We start from the raw sequence: 16,681 nt of genomic DNA on the forward strand, positions 1-16,681 counted from the left end.
TAATCTTATTTCTTTACGAAACGTAATGGTTTATATCCATCAACTTTTAATAGATAAACACCTCTAGCTAATTCATTCACCTGAATTTCTTCAGAAGAAATTTTAGCAGATCTTATTTCCGTTCCAATAATCGAATAGATTTTATATTTCTTATTGATTAAATCAACTGGTAAGATTAAACGTTCTGAAGCAGGATTAGGATATACTTTTAAAATTTTATCCTCAAAATCTTCAACATTTAAAACCTCTGATTTATACTCTATAACTGGTGATAATACTACTTGATTATTTTCCTTCCTAATCAATGTATTATTTTCCATTCTAGTAGAAGTTTCACTTATTACCATTTCTACTTGATACCTACCTGATTTGGTTGGTTTATAAGTTGCTTCATTTGCTCCTGGAATTCTAACATCATTATCTACATCTATCCATTGGTAAGAAGCTGCATTTTTATATAATGCTTCTAAAATTTCCAAAACTTGATTAACTGTATTATTGATTTCAATTTTGTCAATACGAACTGTTAGTGGATTAGAGATACAATCATTAGCATCTTTCACAAGAATTGTATAAGAACCATCTTCTAAATCTAAAAATCTATTTGATCTTTTAAATTCTCCTCCGTTAATACTATATTTATAAGGCTCTATTCCACCATCAGCCCCAACCTTTATTCTTCCGCTTGGAAACCTTCCTGTAGCTCTAATATCAACAGAACTGATAAATAAAGTTTCTGGCTCTTCAATATTAACAGGAATAACATTAACACAACCAGAATTATCTAAGACCGTTATCGAATAAGAACCTGGCATTAAACCTGTAAATGTATTTTCACTTTGAAATCTTCCTGGCTTAGAGCTGATTTCATAAGCATAACCACCTGTACCTCCTGTTGAATTCACAATAATACTTCCATCATCGGAACCGTTACAACTTACATTTTCTACTACCAAAGTAGTTTCTAATAATTCAGGTTCTAAAACAACTACATTGATAGATCTAGAAGTGTTTCCATTACTATCTGTAACTTCTACAGTGTAATCTCCAACTCCAACATCTGTAAATAAACCATTAGAACTATCTGCAACCACTGAAGAAGAAAAATCTAACAACACATAAGTATATGGAGGCACTCCTCCTGATACTGTCGTTTGAATTACTCCATTATTGTCACCATTACAAGTTACATCAGAACTTGTTAAAGTTATTACTATTGGAGTTACTTGAGGATCGACAGTTATAAATACTGTTGCTGTATCACAATAGTTTCCAGAAATATCACATACTGTATAAGTAAAGCTATCAGTCCCAGTAAAATCTGGATCTGAAATGTAAGTAAGAATATCATCAGTTAAATCACTTGGCGTACCCGAATCATTTACTTGCACTAAACCATTAGACGGAGTCGTAACAGTTAAAGTTCCTTCTGTTGGAATGTTTGTGTCATTTGAAAAAATATCTATATCTAAAGAAGTGTTAGATAGAGTATTTGCTATGTCATCAGCTAATAATATATTATTCGTATCATTTACTGTTAAAGATGTAATAGATACACATCCATTTATATCTCTAACTTCGATTATATAATCTCCAGGACTAACACCATTAAAAACATTACTAGTAATAAAACTACCTCCACTTAAACTGTATTCATAAGGAGGATTACCTCCTATTGCATTTACCGTTATTGTATCTCCATTCACATGGGCAGAAACACTTAAAGGAACTGCTGGACCGAAAATATTAACATCTGCTGTAGTTAAAGTACAAAACGGAAAATCATTCAATGTAACTTGTACTCTATAACTCCCTGAAGAAAGACCGTTTATAACTAAAGGGTTATTAGTTGCAACCGTAGAAACACCTATTGGATTTCCTCCTGTATCAAAAACTTCATAACTATAAGTTCCTGTATATAGATTAGCTCCCTCATCTTCAATTGTTAGAGTTAAAGAACCATTACTTTCCCCAAAACAAGCAGCTGGTGTAGAGTTAACTATACTTACAGTATAAGTTTCTGCATTTAAAACGTCGTGAGTTTGATTTAATTCACATCCTGTAACTGAATTTAATACTTTAATAGTATATGCACCAGGTATTAAACGTATATTACTATTAACACTTATATTATTCTGAACATCAGTAATTGTATCTACTACAGTACCTGTACTATTAATTATTTGTATTATCGCATTTGAAGCTCCTAAACTTGAAGTATATGATATACTTATTAACTCATCTGTAGTTATACAACTAACTGGATCAACTTGAGTAATCGCTACGTTAAGTAATTCATCAAAAGCATTAACAGTTACAGGAGCTGATAAAGCTTGACAATTATTACTATCTAAAACTTTAGCGTAAAAGTTACCACCGTTTACATCTAAAATATCAAACGAGTAAATACTTCCCGTATTAGTTCCGTTAACTTTTATATCATCACTTGAATCTGACGGTGTTCCATTATCATTAAATAATTCTAATGAAACATAAGATCCAGTACCTCCAACTATTAAACTAGTATCTAATGCAATGTTTGCATTATTAGTTACATTTCCTGAACTACAACCAAACTGAGTTACTGTTAAAGGAGGAATTATAATAGGAGATAATTCTGATACTACTAACGATAACAGAGATGTACAACCATTATTATCTGTAACTTGAACTTCATAATTACCTCCGCTTAAACCAGTAAACACATACGAATTATCATCACTTACCACTTCATTAACTCCTCCGTTATTACCTAGTGCATTAATAATTGTATATGTAAATGGAGCCTCTCCACTTGAAACGTTTATAGATATACTTCCATCTGTACCTGTACATGATGGATCATCACTTACAAATGCTGTAAAATCTAACGCCCCAGGAACAACATTAAATGTTTCTGAAAATGGCAAACAAGCAGATGGCGCACCAGTACCACTACCTTTAGTAACTTTATAAGTACCGAATGCATTTACTGTAATCGATTGTGAAGTTCCTATTACAGTTCCACTATTATCTTCCCATTGGTATGTAGCAAATCCAGACGCAGCAGTTAATGTCATTGAAGAAGTACATGATGTAACATCTTTTGTTATATCTGTACAGTTTGAAAGTTCAACTAAAAAACTTGTAGCTCCAACAATTCCTTTATTACAAGCATCTATACCAGAAAAACTAGGATCGTTTGAAATTTGAATTCCGCTATTAACTCCTGAATAACTAGAGAATGCTTGACTCTCAATTATATTTGAACAAGATGCAGTAAATCCACTACAATCGTTAGCCAACCGTGCATGAAAACGGATATTTTGTGAAGCACTACCCTCTTCAACTAAACTATCGTTCACAGTAAAAATTAATTCCCCTCTAGAATCATTGGCAATTGAAGGTTGTTCATATGTAAAAGTCACTCCTGCTGGTAAAATAATATCTGTAGGAATTAAATTTACATTTTTAGGAAGACGCTTACTAATTATTGTATTTGTTGCGTCATCATTCCCTATATTTTGAAATTGAAGGTTATACCAAAAATCAGTACCTAAACTTAATATTGAACCCGACAAATCATTACCTGCTCCATCATCTACGGTACCTACAACTCTAACATCTGGTTCAGAAGCCTCTACAGCAATTGCATTTAAAAACGGCCAATAAACATCTCCACTAGTAGTAAATCTTGCTTCTATTGAAGTTTGATTATTTGCTATAATAGTATTTCCTGGGTTATTAATTTCAAACAAATCTACGTCGAAACCTAATGTATTTTCACTTGACGGATTTCTATCAACCACGAAGTCACCATTTTGAGTAATAGAACTATTAAAAAAGTTATCTTCAGGGTTTGCCTGATTAATCATATTGGTATAAACACCATTACTCCCTCTTATTTGAAAACGATCTCCGATAAAAGATTGATCTCCTTCTAGTGTTGCTACTAAAGTTTTTACCTTAACAGGACCAGCTGGAACAGTTCTAATTCCAGAAAATAAAACATCAGCATCATTTGCTCCATTAACAGTAGAGAAACCATCAAATAACGAAATATTTTTTGTTGTTTGAGTTTCATTCTCATAAATCACAACTAAAACCCATCCGGCAGCTCCCCCTAAACCATTATTTAAATCAGCACCTATAGTTCCTCTTATATTAGCAGCAAAATAATCTCCATTTGGATCTGGCAAACTGCTCACTTCTGCAGTCATATCTTTATAACATACATATGGGCGTTGTGTAGCTATTCCACTATCATATATTACTTCATCGCTCGTAATATCTTGATAATCTTGGCCAGGCATTTTAAATTTTATATTTCTAAAATCGCCAGATCTTGGTTCTTCTCCTTCCCAAGTTTCATAAGGAAATACTGCAGACCAGTACAAACCAGCATAAACAACTCTAGAACAAGTTGGTACATTTAAAATCGAGCTAGAAGAAGAAAACGTTGTAGGATCATTATCTATATCTATATATTGAATATTGAGTTGTCCATTACTACCATTTCCATTAAAGGGATCGTTTGGTGAAAATGAACTATCTTCTCTATTCAGTATATTATTAGATACAAAAGTTACGTCTCCTTTTACAGTAATTCCATCAGCTGATAAACGCTGTGTAAAAGGCACATCTTGTGCTTTAAGATTTAATAAGGAGGTGAGAAAAATTGAAATTGAGAGTATTAGTTTTTTCATATAATTAATTTTATCACAAAAGTAAAATATTAATCATATGATTTACTCAATTTTAAAATAATTACATAAAAAAAGCGTAATTTTTATAATACTAATTTATAAAAATCGATTGTACCAACTTTCTGTAATTGGCACTTCCCAAAAGTTTTCAAAATCATATTTAGTTTGCACCAAATTATCAAAAACAATTGTCTTATCATTTACCGATTTATTCTTAAGTAATTTTTTAAATTCTTTTACTTCTTTATATTGTACGAATTCTCCTTGTTTAAAACTCACATTCATTTTATCAAGCAATTCTATTTCATAATCTCCTTGTAATTTTAAAATAAAAGCTACTTGTTCGTCTAAATGTTGATTATTAACAATTACTCCTTCTTCCGAAGAAAATACAATAAATCTATCATACTTAATACAGTATGATAATTTTGCATCCGTATTATTTAGCCAATTATTTAAAAAACTTTTAATATTTTCTTTTAAAGAGTCAATTTCTTGAGGGTAGAATTTTCTACTAGATGGATAAATCCAAATTTTGGCTTCTTCAGATAAAGTTTCAAACGGTACTATCATAGATTGCAAATATAAATAAAGCCTCATGAGAAACATCATGAGGCTTGAATATAAACTACTTTATTTAATTTTTTTAGTTTTTCAATAACGATAAAATATCTTCTTGTACATTAGTTCCTTTGTTCTTATTATACCAAACTTGCAAATCTTTTTTAATATCAGCATCTACTACGCCATGTTCTTTCTTATAATCTGCTATCATTTTTGTAGCTTCAGTTGGTCTTGGCCCCCAAGTAAACAAAACCTCTTTATCTTTATTTACTGCAATTAACTTCGGAATAGACCTTCCTCCATTTGTAAGAAACTTATCCATTAACTCTAAATTCTCGTCTCTTAAAACTAATTGAAGATCGATATTAGGGTTCTCTTCTGCCATTTTATTTAATACTGGAATGTTGTGAGCTGCATCTCCACACCATCCTTCAGTTAAAACAATCCAAGTTTGTTGCTCTTCAATATTTTTAATTTTAGCTAAAGTATCATCAGACAACTTTGATGTTTTATCAAGACGTTTCATACGTCTATCATTAAGAAAACTATAATTATATAGTGCTTCTGATTGATTTATTCCTGTTGATTTATTTTCAATCAATAAATCTGAAACTAAAGTTCTATACTCTAAATATGTTAATGCACTTTCAAGGCTCTTTTCTATAACTTCTTTCATATGTTAACCATTTTACAATGATTATGACGAATTCATTTTTACAAACTTACAAAGTCTTTAAAAGCTCATTATTTTTTGACTGAATATTAGTTAACATTTCTTTTGTCATTAACTCAATATCAAAAGAATGATTCCAACCCCAGTCTTTCCTTGCTTTATTATCATCTATAATTTGCGGCCAACTATCAGCAATTTCTTGCCTGAAATCTGGCTTGTAAGAAATTTTAAATTTAGGAATATGCTTTTGAATTTCTTCTGCAACTTCTTTTGGAGTAAAACTCATTGCTGCTAAATTATAAGAAGTTCTTGTTTTAATATTTTCCGCTGGAGCCTGCATAATTTGAATTGTAGCATTAATCGCATCCTCCATATACATCATTGGAAGTTTTGTTTCTTCACTTAAAAAACATTCGTATTTACCTTCCTCTTTTGCTTTAAAATAAATATCGACAGCATAGTCCGTTGTTCCTCCTCCTGGTTTTGTTTTCCAACTAATAATTCCTGGATATCGTAAACTTCTTACATCTACACCAAATTTATTATGATAATAATTACACCAATGCTCACCTGAAACCTTACTAATTCCGTAAACAGTTGATGGTTCCATAATTGTTTGTTGTGGTGTATTTACTTTAGGAGAAGTACTACCGAAAACAGCTATAGAACTTGGCCAGTAAACTTTTTGAATATACTTTTCTTTCGCTAATTCTAATACGTGTAAAAGTGATTGCATATTTAAATCCCAAGCTTTTAAAGGAATTTTTTCTCCTGTTGCAGATAACATTGCAGCCATTAAATACACTTGAGTTACTTCGTATTTTTTTATAACTTCCAGAATCCTATCCTTATCCATTGCATTAATAATTTCAAATGGACCAGAATTTAAAAACGCGGCATCTCCTTCTCTAATATCTGAAGCAATCACTTGCTCTCTCCCATAAATTTCACGTAATTTCTGGGTAAGTTCTGTACCTATTTGACCGCAGGCTCCAAGAATTAAAATAGTATCACTCATTTACAAAAATCTATTTTTTACGCTGTACAAAGTTAATGAATTTAAATATTCGTAATATTTAATTATTATTTTTTAACTATCGATAATTTCAAATTTTAAAAAACTGATAATTAAGCTTTAAGTTTAGTTTTAGAAAAAACGAATATAAAAAATGTATTTTTGGACAAAATTTACAAGAGTAATGTTTAAATATTCTAGTCTTTTTATTCTTTTAATTAGTATGTGTTTTTTCAATTGTAACCAAAAGAAAAAAAACACTGTCGAAAAAATAGTTACTTCTGATATGAGTACTGTTGTTAAGCATAAAAAAGTAACCAACCTTTCTGAATTAGCTAAAACAAAAATTCAGGATTGGACTGAATACAATGAACTTGATGAATTTTTAGGCAGATTTTCTTCTGTATCTCCTAATCAAGCCTTACAAATGGCTAACGAATTAAAAGGATTAGTTAAAAGTTTAAACGACAGTTTAAAAATTGAAACACTTAAAACAAATGCTTTAAAAGCTAGAACCAATGTTTTAGAAAATGAGATTTTGCGTTTAAACGACATGACTTTAATTCCTGCTATAAAAGCCAAAGAAGTAAACAATCAAATTGATAAAATCTTACTTATTTACAGCAGCTACAATGCTAAAGTGAACACCATTTACAGTAAAAAGGAATTTGATGAAGAAATTAATTTAGATGATTTCTTTAAATCTGAAGTTAAATTAACAAAGAAGAAAAAATGAAACCTCTACACTTATTTATAGTTTTTTCATGTTACATACTTATTAGTTGTAACCCTATAAAACAACAAAGTACAAGTTCTTTCAACAAAGAAACTATCAATATTTTTTTAGACAATTGGCACAAAGCTGCTTCTGAAGCAAACTTTGATAATTATTTTAATGCAATGGATAATATCTCCGTTTTCGTTGGCACTGATGCTAGTGAGGTATGGTCTAAAAAACAATTTCAAGATTTTAGTAAACCTTTTTTTGATAAAGGAAAAGCTTGGTCATTTAAAAAGATTCAACGTAATGTTTATACTGAAAACGATACTAATTTCATTTGGTTTGATGAAATTTTAGACACCTGGATGGGTGTTTGTCGTGGTTCTGGAGTACTTAAACAAATTAATGGAAAATTAGTTATAAAACATTATGTTCTTTCTGTAACTGTTCCTAATGAAGTTATTGATAAAGTTATTCCTTTAAAAAAGGAAAAAGAAGCAAAATATTTAAGGCATTAACCCATTCAACACTTCATTAATCAAACTAATTTCATATCCACGGTAATTCAAATAATCAAAAACTTTTTTTCTTTTCTTAAAAGAATTAGGTTCATTAATTGAAGAAATTTTTCTTTCAGCCAAACTATTTAGTTTCGAGAAGTATTCTTCTTCATCTATTTCCGAAAGTGCTTGTTTAATATTATAGGCTGAAATATCTCTTAATTTCAGCTCTCTTGTAATACGAACTTTTCCCCAGTTTTTAATTCTAAATTTTCCTCTAGCAAAACTTCTAGCAAAACGTTCTTCATTTAAAAAATTATGTTCTAAAAGATGTAGTAAAATAAGCCCTTTTGCTTCAGGTATTAAATGAAAACCTCTTAATTTCTCTTCCACTTCTTTATGACATCTATCTTGATACACACAAAATCTTTCAAGTTTTCTTTTTACCTCATCTACCGTTAGCACACTCTTTTTATTCATACCCCAAAAAAACAAAAAGAGTTAGTAACATACAACTACTAACTCTTTTAATACAAACATAAATTATCTCTTAATTTCCAATCTCAGCAATTTCATCAAATGATTCTTCTGTGATACTATTTCTGTTCTTGATCCACATTTTAAACTTTGTGATTAAGTAAAATAATATTGGAACAACAATTAATGTTAAGAAGGTAGCTACAATTAAACCGTAAATTACTGTCCATGCTAATGGCCCCCAGAAAATTACGTTGTCTCCTCCAACATAAATATGTGGATTTAACTCAGACACTAATGTGTAGAAATTAATATTTAACCCTGTAGCCAAAGGAATAAGGCCTAAAATTGTTGTAATTGCGGTTAATAATACTGGACGTAACCTTGCTTTTCCTCCTTTGATAATACTCTCTTTTAAATCTTCAATAGAAACAAATTCATCATCATTTAAACCTAAATCAACTTTCTTTCTATTTATTAACAACTCTGTATAATCGAGAAGTACCACTCCATTATTTACTACAATACCTGCTAAAGAAATAATCCCCATCATTGTCATCATAATTACAAACGATGAGCCTGAAATTACAATTCCTCCAAATACTCCTATTAAACTTAAGAATATAGCTAGCATGATAATTGCCGGCTTAGACACAGAATTGAACTGATAAATTAAGATTAAGAAAATTAAACCTAAACCTGAGAAGAACGCTCCCATTAAGAAAGCCATTTGTTTATTTTGCTCTTCGATTTGTCCTGTATAATCTACTTTAATTGTAGCAGGTAAACCTGTAAAGGTTTTCATTTCATTTTGAATCTTAGACACAATTGCTCCTGCATCTGTATATCCTGGTGCTAAAGCAGAATATACTGTAACAACTCTTTTACCTTGTTTGTGCTTAATTGCACTAAAACCTGATGTATTTTTTTGTGTTGCTAAAGCAGAAACAGGAATTGATTTTACTTGACCATTTGAAGGATCTCTGAATGTAATATTCTGATTAAAAATAGCACTTGTATTATATCTATTCTCTTCATTAAATCTTACATAAATATCATAATCTTCACCATCTTCTTTATAAACACCAGCTTTAGCTCCGAAGATAGAATTACGTAATTGCGTTCCTACCTGAGCTGCACTAACACCTAATTCTCCAGCTTTCTTTCTATCAACATCAACTAACATTGTTGGCTTAGATTTATTTACATCAATCTTAAGTTCAGCGATCCCAGGAATAGATTTGGTATTGATAAAATCACGCATTTTTTCAGCTACATTAATCAATTCAGCGTAATCTTTTCCTTCTAATTCAATATTAATCGGATAACCAGCAGGTGGACCAACAGGATCTTTTTCAACAGAAATTGACAACCCTGGGTACACTCCTTGTAACTCCTCTGTAATAGCTTTTTTTAACGCTTTACTATCTGCACCTTTTCTATATTTATACTCTCGCATCGAAGCCACAATCTTACCTCTATGAGGCATTTCTGCTGTAGAACCACCATCCGTTTGAGGGTTTCCTGATCCTGCTCCTACTTGAGTAATAGAACTCTCTACTAAGAAATTATACTCTCCATCTAAATACTCAGAAAAATTAATCATTTTAGTAACTCGTTCTTCTAAATCTTTCATTATTGCATTCGTTTTCTCAATATCTGTTCCTTGTGGATATTCTACATATACAATAACTTGATTTGGTGTATTATCTGGAAAAAACTCAACCTTAGTTCTTTTCTCCTGAACAGAGTTTCCAAACCCCATAAATGCTACAATAAGCATTACAAATGTGATAATTGTAATTACTTGCGGTTTCCATCCCTTTAAAGCACCTCTAATCATTCTTTCATAAAAACGCTCCCATTTTGGTAAAACACGAGATTGAAATCCGTTAGCAGCAGGACGCATAATATATCTATATATCCAGAAATTTGCAGCAGCGAATATTAATAAGGTTCCTAAAGGTTTTATCCCACCTCCAAAAAGAACTATTAATAAACCTAAAACCCCTAAAACAATTGTTAATCGAATAATTTTATGCAATGGCATATTCTTATCCTCAACATTCATAAACTGAGAAACTAGTACTGAATTAAAAAATATAGCTACAAATAAAGACGAACCTAATACTACACCTAAAGTCTTTGGAAAATAAACCATGAATTGTCCCATTACTCCAGGCCACATTCCTAAAGGAATAAATGCGGCAACTGTTGTAGCTGTAGAAATAATAATTGGCAAAGCGATTTCACCAATACCTTTTTTTGCTGCTTCTAGTCTAGACATTCCTTCTTCATCCATCAAACGGTACACATTTTCAACTAAAACAATTCCGTTATCTACTAACATTCCTAATCCCATAATTAATCCAAAAAGAATCATGGTATTCATTGTAAACCCCATCATGTTTAAGATCATTAATGACATAAACATTGACATTGGAATTGCAAATCCTACGAATAATGCATTTTTCAATCCTAAAAAGAACATTAATACAGTTACTACTAGAATAACTCCGAAAATGATATTATTTACTAAATCATCTACCTGACCAACTGTTTTAGAAGATTGATCGTTTGCTAAAGTTACTTTAAGTGTTTCTGGTAATACTTTAGTTTCTTGAGCTACTTTTACAATCTCTCTAATTTTATCAGTCGCTTCAACCATATTTTCTCCAGAACGCTTTTTAACATCTAGCATTACAACAGATTCTGCATTCTCACGAGCATAAGTTGTTTTGTCTTTATCTTTAAAAGAGACTGTTGCAATATCTTTTAAATAAATCGCACTTCCTCTTTCTGATTTTACCACGAAATCATCTAATTCTGAAGGTTTTTCTATTTCTCCTAGCACACGAATCGTTCTTCTTTGTCCACTAGAAATAATATTACCAGCAGAAATGGTAGCGTTTCCATTTCCGATAGCTTGAAGTACATCGTTAAAACTAACTTGAGCCGCCATCATTTTATAGATATCTACAGCAACTTCAACTTCTTTCTCTTCAGCTCCACGAATATCTGCCTTTTTTATTTCCTTTAAATCTTCTATTTCATCTTGAAGATATTCTGCATACTCCTTTAATTGTTCTACAGTAAAATCCCCTGAAATATTAATATTCAAAATTGGCGTTTCTTCAGCAATGTTTAATTCGAAAACGTTAGGTTCAACTTTTGCTCCGTTAAACGTTGGCCAGTCTTCACCTGAAACCTCTTCATCGATTTCATCTTTAACTTTTTGCTTCGCTTCTTCAACAGTAATTTGCTCGTTAAATTCGATGGTAATCATCGATACATTCTCTTGAGAAGTAGAGTTAATTTTAGTAACATTACTTACTGTTTTTAACTTCTCTTCTAAAGGATCAGTAATTAATTTCTCTATGTCTTCTGCTGTATTTCCTGGAAAAACAGAGCTTACATAAATTTTGGTTTCTTTAATCTCAGGGAAATTTTCTCTTGGCATGTTAATAAATGCCGAGATACCTGAGAACAATATAATTACCATTAATACATAAATAGTAGTTTTATTGTTTATTGCCCAAGAAGATAAACCAAACTCTTTATCTACTTTTTTTTGTTGTTCAGTCATCAGAATATTTTTTATTTTTTGGCTAATTGTAATATTTTAACTTCCTGACTATCTTTCACACTTCTTGCTCCTTCATTAATAATCTTCATTCCACTTTTAATTCCATCAAGTACTTCAATAACATCTCCTTGAGTTTTACCTGTTTTGATGATAATTTGTTGCGCTGTAGATTTTCCTTCTTTTGTATTAACTACATAAACATATTGCTCTCCTTTTGAATTTTCTGAAATGATACTCTGAGGAATTAAGATTGCATTTGGATTGGTATAATCGTTAATCTTAAGTTTAGCTGTTAAGTTTGGTTTGATACTTCTATCTTTATTTGGCACTCCAATTTCAACTTTAAAAGTTCTGTTTGCTGGATTGATAAAATTACCCGCTTGACGAACTTCTGAATTTAATTTCTTTCCTAAGATTGGAAACTCAACTTCTACTGCTTTTCCTTTTTTAACTGAACTGATGTAACTTTCTGGAACATCTGTTTCTATATACATATTCCCTAAGTTTACAATTCTAAAAACCTCTGCTCCAGGACCAGGAGCTACAACTGTTCCTTGTTCTTTAATCACATCATCTACAATTCCAGCAAAAGGAGCTCTTATGGTGTATTTAGCAATACTTTTCTTTAAATTAGTTACCGCATTAGTTTGCGCTTCGAAATTTGTTTTTGCTTGTAAAAATTGAATTTCTGATCCAATTTTCTGCTCCCATAAACGCTTTTGACGCTCATAAGTAGTTTTGGCTAAAGCTGCATTTGCTTCTAATTGCGCTAATTGATTAGACATCCCTGCATCATCTATTCTAGCTAATGATTGTCCTTTAGCAACTTTTTGCCCTTCTTTTACAAAAACACTTACTAATTGACCAGGCACTTCTGGATATACTAATACATTTTTTTTAGTCTGAACATTTCCTTGTAATTCTAAATAATGAATAAACTCAGACGCATTTGCATTTATAGTTGTAATTAATGGTATTTTTTTATTTTTATCGAGCTTAGAAATTTCAGTATCTAATAATTTTATTTGACTTAATATCTCTTGATTCTTTGTACTTAACTCATCTTTCTTTGCTCTAATTTGCTCTAAATTTCCAGATGCAATTACAGCGTCTACCGATTGTCCTTTTTTACCACATGAAGCTAAAAGAACTGTAGTTATTGTGAATATGAATATCTTTCTCATTGAGTTGATTATTTTATAGGTATATTTAATGCTGTTTCTAATTGTGCTTTTTTAGCAATTACGTTTAACATAGATTGCACGTAATTTGATTGTTGTGTGTAAAGTTGGTTTTGTGCCTGAGATAAATCGAAACTTGTTGAAAGTCCTTCGAAAAATTTCACTTGTTGTTTCTTCTCAATTCGTTCTGCTAATTGTAAATTTCTTTTTGCTGTTTCATAGTTTTCTATACTTAATTGATATTCACTCTTTGCTGTTTGTGCTTGTAAATTCAATTTTTGTTTAATCTCTTCTAATCTTATATCTGAATTTTCAAGTTCTAACTTAGCTTGTTTTATTCTTGATTTAGCTCTAAACGAACCGAATATTGGAACATTTAAACTCACTCCTAAAAGAGAAGTTGACCTCCATTGTTGTGAGCTATTAAAAAAAGAAAAGGAATTTGAGTTAGCAATAGCATTATAGTTAACAAAAGCAGCTAAAGTTGGCAACTGTCTATTCCTTTCTAATTTTAACAATAATCTGTTTGCTTCTCTATCGTTACTAGCAATTCTATAATCGATATGATTATCAAGATTAAACGTTTTACTTAACAAACCTAAATCTGTGTTTTGAATAGCTAAATCCTCCAAAGTATCACTTAACTCTAATTGTTTATCAATAGAATTTCCTAAGGCAATGTTTAACATTTTGTAAGCGATATCTCTAAGACGTTGCGTGTTTCTAATGTTGTTTTCTAAAGTTCCTAAAGTAATTTGAAGTTGTTCTACATTTTCTTCTTCAGTTAGTCCGTTATCAAAAATCTTTTGAGTCTCATTTAAGTTTTTACTTAAAACTCTTTTATTACTTTCTAAAATCCCTAAACTTTTCTCTGCTACTAAAACATTTCCATAAGCATTAATTACAGCTTCTTTAGTTGCCAACTCCGTCTTTTCTTTGGCTTGTTCCGAAATTTTTAAATACGTTTTAGCAGACTGCAATCCCACTAAATACGTTCCATCAAAAATCAATTGTTTTAATGTTACACCAGCAGTAACAGAATGTTTCGCTCCAAAATCTGGAAAACCATCTTGATTAAAATCTACTGGTTCGAAAAGTTGTTTTAGGTTATTTTGATAATCAACTTTACCATCAATTTGAGGTAATCCAATTGTTGTAGTTTCCCATTTCTTTTGTTTAGCTGCTTCAATATTTTTTAAAGCTACTTTGTTGTCGTAGTTAGTTTTTATTGCATAATCAATAGCTTCTTGCATTGATAATCGCAATACTTTTTCCTGAGCATTTATAGCAATACTCATAAAAAATAAAACAAATACACTTGTTATGTATTTCTTCATTAGTTTCAATTTTGATTAATTATTTTTAGTTGTTTTTCTAGCTCTTCTAATCCTTTTTCAGTAGCTATGGCTCGTATATGATATTCTAAAATTTTGTATTCTATTTTTACTAATTCTTGCATATTTTGACTATACATATCACTTTCAAAAAAACCAAAGATTAAAGTGAAATAGAAATCAGTAATAAGAGGCAATTCTATCTCAGCTCTATATAAACCTTGTTCTATTCCTTTCTGTAAGTTATCTTTATTACAATCTTTAAACATACATACTTCTCTCTCCATCAATTTTGTGTAAATTTCTGGGTAAAATTTTCTCAATTGATACATGGGAGATGTTTTTGCGTTTTTAAACATTTCTTTAAAAATTGCTTTAATAGCAAATTCTTCGGCTATTGCATTATACTCATTACTTTTAATGAAATCGATTGTTTCTTCAATAGACTGATGAATAGTAGAACAAGATGCATCCACTAAAGAAGCTTTATTAGAAAAAAACTTATATAAGGTCTTCTTTGATATTCCTAATTCACTAGAAATATCATCCATAGTCACGCTTTTAAACCCTAAGGTTAAAAACATTTCTCCAGCTTTATTTATAATTTTATCTCTCATAATACATTGCAAAGTTACGCAAGGAAACTTTAGAAACAAAAAAAGTTTCCTAAGTTTTAATGATTTTTTAACATTAGAGTTACTCAGTTCTTTTAATTGACTTATTTTTGTAACAAAAACTTTACTTTTGGAATTATCTAAGTACCAGCAATCATTTTTAAATTACTTACAAAATCAGGATTTTAATAGAGAACCAAAAAACCTCTACGCTCCTATTGATTATATCTTACAACTAGGTGGTAAACGTTTAAGACCTTTACTTACTTTAATTGCATGCGACATCATTTCTGGGACATTTGAAAAAGCTTTACCCGCAGCAATGGCTGTAGAAACTTTTCATAACTTCACTTTAGTTCACGATGACATTATGGATGAAGCTCCTTTGAGAAGAGGAAAAGAAACTGTACATCAGAAATGGGATATAAATACTGGAATTCTTTCTGGCGACGCTATGCTTATTTTAGCTTATCAATATTTTGAAAATTATGAACCTATAATTTTTCAAAAACTCGCAAAACTATTCAGTAAAACAGCAATTGAAGTTTGCGATGGACAGCAATTAGATGTTGATTTTGAAACTCGTAATGACGTTACTATTGACGAGTACATTAAAATGATTACACTTAAGACTTCTGTTTTAGTTGGTGCTGCTCTAAAAATGGGAGCAATTGTTGCAGAAGCTTCAGATGCACAAGCTGACGAATTATACAATTTTGGAGTAAATCTTGGTATTGCTTTTCAATTACAAGATGATTACTTAGATACCTTTGGAAATCCAGAAACTTTTGGAAAACAAATTGGTGGAGACATCATTGAGAACAAAAAAACATACTTATATTTAAAATGCATAGAAATTGCCAATTCTAATGATTGTGAAAAATTAAAATCTTTTTTTAATCAAAAATTAGAAAACAATTCTGAAAAAGTATCTGAAGTAACTAGAATCTTTGAAGAAAATAATATTCCAAACTTAATTCAAGATTTAATTAAAGAATACACAAATAAATCTTTCGAAAACTTAAAGCGCCTAAACATCTCAGAATCAGCAAAGGAAAACTTAATAAATTTTGGAAAAAATTTAATGGTAAGAAAAGTGTAAAAAAGGCTTTCAAAATTAAAAAAAGTTTTTATTTTTGCAATCCATTTTACTGGTCCTATAGCTCAGTTGGTTAGAGCACCTGACTCATAATCAGGGGGTCCATGGTTCGAGCCCATGTGGGACCACCTTTAAAGCTTCACTTTTTGTGAAGCTTTTTTGTTTTTACAAACTCATAAACAACAAGTTACAACCCCTTGTATTTACTAGCATCAGAAGGGTTTTTATGTAT

The 16,681-nt window shown here is 30.6% G+C and carries 12 protein-coding genes and 1 tRNA gene; 4 read left to right on the top strand and 9 right to left on the bottom strand.

Annotated elements, in window-relative coordinates:
* Positions 1–5 precede the first annotated feature (5 nt).
* From ACSIGC_RS08745 to ACSIGC_RS08760, 4 genes are all read right to left on the bottom strand, one after another.
* Entirely contained in the window at positions 6–4,685 is a 4,680-nt protein-coding gene (locus ACSIGC_RS08745) for a T9SS type A sorting domain-containing protein (protein ID WP_442264452.1), read from the bottom strand.
* A gap of 96 nt (positions 4,686–4,781) precedes the next feature.
* Entirely contained in the window at positions 4,782–5,258 is a 477-nt protein-coding gene (locus tag ACSIGC_RS08750; RefSeq protein ID WP_442264453.1) for an ABC transporter ATPase, read from the bottom strand.
* Positions 5,259–5,331: 73 nt separating this feature from the next.
* Positions 5,332–5,925 carry a thioredoxin family protein gene (locus ACSIGC_RS08755; RefSeq protein ID WP_442264454.1) on the bottom strand — a complete coding sequence of 198 codons (594 nt, stop codon included), beginning with the start codon at positions 5,923–5,925 and terminating at the stop codon, positions 5,332–5,334.
* 46 nt (positions 5,926–5,971) lie between these two features.
* Entirely contained in the window at positions 5,972–6,940 is a 969-nt protein-coding gene (locus ACSIGC_RS08760; protein WP_442264455.1) for an NAD-dependent epimerase/dehydratase family protein, read from the bottom strand.
* A 283-nt stretch (positions 6,941–7,223) separates the two neighbouring features.
* Between ACSIGC_RS08760 and ACSIGC_RS08765 the strand changes: the two genes are divergently transcribed.
* Positions 7,224–7,673 carry a hypothetical protein gene (locus tag ACSIGC_RS08765; RefSeq protein WP_442264456.1) on the top strand — a complete coding sequence of 150 codons (450 nt, stop codon included), beginning with the start codon at positions 7,224–7,226 and terminating at the stop codon, positions 7,671–7,673.
* Positions 7,670–8,176, top strand: coding sequence for a nuclear transport factor 2 family protein (locus ACSIGC_RS08770; RefSeq protein ID WP_442264457.1), 507 nt, complete (start codon positions 7,670–7,672; stop codon positions 8,174–8,176). The genes ACSIGC_RS08765 and ACSIGC_RS08770 overlap by 4 nt, the downstream gene beginning before the upstream one ends.
* On the opposite strand, the gene ACSIGC_RS08775 is transcribed toward ACSIGC_RS08770, so the two are convergent.
* The 5 genes from ACSIGC_RS08775 to ACSIGC_RS08795 form a co-directional block, all read right to left on the bottom strand.
* Positions 8,165–8,638, bottom strand: coding sequence for a regulatory protein RecX (locus tag ACSIGC_RS08775; protein ID WP_442264458.1), 474 nt, complete (start codon positions 8,636–8,638; stop codon positions 8,165–8,167). The two genes, ACSIGC_RS08770 and ACSIGC_RS08775, sit on opposite strands and share 12 nt — an antisense overlap.
* 70 nt (positions 8,639–8,708) lie before the next feature.
* Positions 8,709–12,221 carry an efflux RND transporter permease subunit gene (locus tag ACSIGC_RS08780; RefSeq protein ID WP_442264459.1) on the bottom strand — a complete coding sequence of 1,171 codons (3,513 nt, stop codon included), beginning with the start codon at positions 12,219–12,221 and terminating at the stop codon, positions 8,709–8,711.
* A gap of 11 nt (positions 12,222–12,232) precedes the next feature.
* Positions 12,233–13,405 carry an efflux RND transporter periplasmic adaptor subunit gene (locus ACSIGC_RS08785; protein ID WP_442264460.1) on the bottom strand — a complete coding sequence of 391 codons (1,173 nt, stop codon included), beginning with the start codon at positions 13,403–13,405 and terminating at the stop codon, positions 12,233–12,235.
* 8 nt (positions 13,406–13,413) lie between these two features.
* Complete coding sequence (locus ACSIGC_RS08790; RefSeq protein ID WP_442264461.1) at positions 13,414–14,739, bottom strand: TolC family protein; 1,326 nt, start codon at positions 14,737–14,739, stop codon at positions 13,414–13,416.
* Between the two features lie 5 nt (positions 14,740–14,744).
* The gene (locus ACSIGC_RS08795; protein ID WP_442264462.1) at positions 14,745–15,353 is read right to left on the bottom strand and encodes a TetR/AcrR family transcriptional regulator; all 609 of its coding nucleotides are present in this window, start codon (positions 15,351–15,353) and stop codon (positions 14,745–14,747) included.
* Positions 15,354–15,480: 127 nt separating this feature from the next.
* On the opposite strand from ACSIGC_RS08795, the gene ACSIGC_RS08800 reads away from it, so the two are divergent.
* On the top strand, positions 15,481–16,452 hold the full coding sequence (locus tag ACSIGC_RS08800) for a polyprenyl synthetase family protein (protein ID WP_442264463.1): 972 nt from the start codon (positions 15,481–15,483) through the stop codon (positions 16,450–16,452).
* Between the two features lie 51 nt (positions 16,453–16,503).
* A tRNA-Ile gene (locus tag ACSIGC_RS08805) sits at positions 16,504–16,577 on the top strand.
* The last annotated feature ends 104 nt before the right edge of the window (positions 16,578–16,681 follow it).

Origin of the sequence: Tenacibaculum aquaeponti, assembly GCF_052084715.1 — a bacterium.
In the GTDB taxonomy this organism is placed as follows: Bacteria; Bacteroidota; Bacteroidia; order Flavobacteriales; family Flavobacteriaceae; genus Polaribacter.

Coding starts and splice junctions, on each gene's coding strand:
- ACSIGC_RS08780 (WP_442264459.1), bottom strand. CDS start 12,221: ATGACTGAACAACAAAAAAAAGTAGATAAAGAGTTTGGTTTATCTTCT.
- ACSIGC_RS08755 (WP_442264454.1), bottom strand. CDS start 5,925: ATGAAAGAAGTTATAGAAAAGAGCCTTGAAAGTGCATTAACATATTTA.
- ACSIGC_RS08790 (WP_442264461.1), bottom strand. CDS start 14,739: ATGAAGAAATACATAACAAGTGTATTTGTTTTATTTTTTATGAGTATT.
- ACSIGC_RS08785 (WP_442264460.1), bottom strand. CDS start 13,405: ATGAGAAAGATATTCATATTCACAATAACTACAGTTCTTTTAGCTTCA.
- ACSIGC_RS08750 (WP_442264453.1), bottom strand. CDS start 5,258: ATGATAGTACCGTTTGAAACTTTATCTGAAGAAGCCAAAATTTGGATT.
- ACSIGC_RS08775 (WP_442264458.1), bottom strand. CDS start 8,638: ATGAATAAAAAGAGTGTGCTAACGGTAGATGAGGTAAAAAGAAAACTT.
- ACSIGC_RS08745 (WP_442264452.1), bottom strand. CDS start 4,685: ATGAAAAAACTAATACTCTCAATTTCAATTTTTCTCACCTCCTTATTA.
- ACSIGC_RS08795 (WP_442264462.1), bottom strand. CDS start 15,353: ATGAGAGATAAAATTATAAATAAAGCTGGAGAAATGTTTTTAACCTTA.
- ACSIGC_RS08770 (WP_442264457.1), top strand. CDS start 7,670: ATGAAACCTCTACACTTATTTATAGTTTTTTCATGTTACATACTTATT.
- ACSIGC_RS08760 (WP_442264455.1), bottom strand. CDS start 6,940: ATGAGTGATACTATTTTAATTCTTGGAGCCTGCGGTCAAATAGGTACA.
- ACSIGC_RS08765 (WP_442264456.1), top strand. CDS start 7,224: ATGAGTACTGTTGTTAAGCATAAAAAAGTAACCAACCTTTCTGAATTA.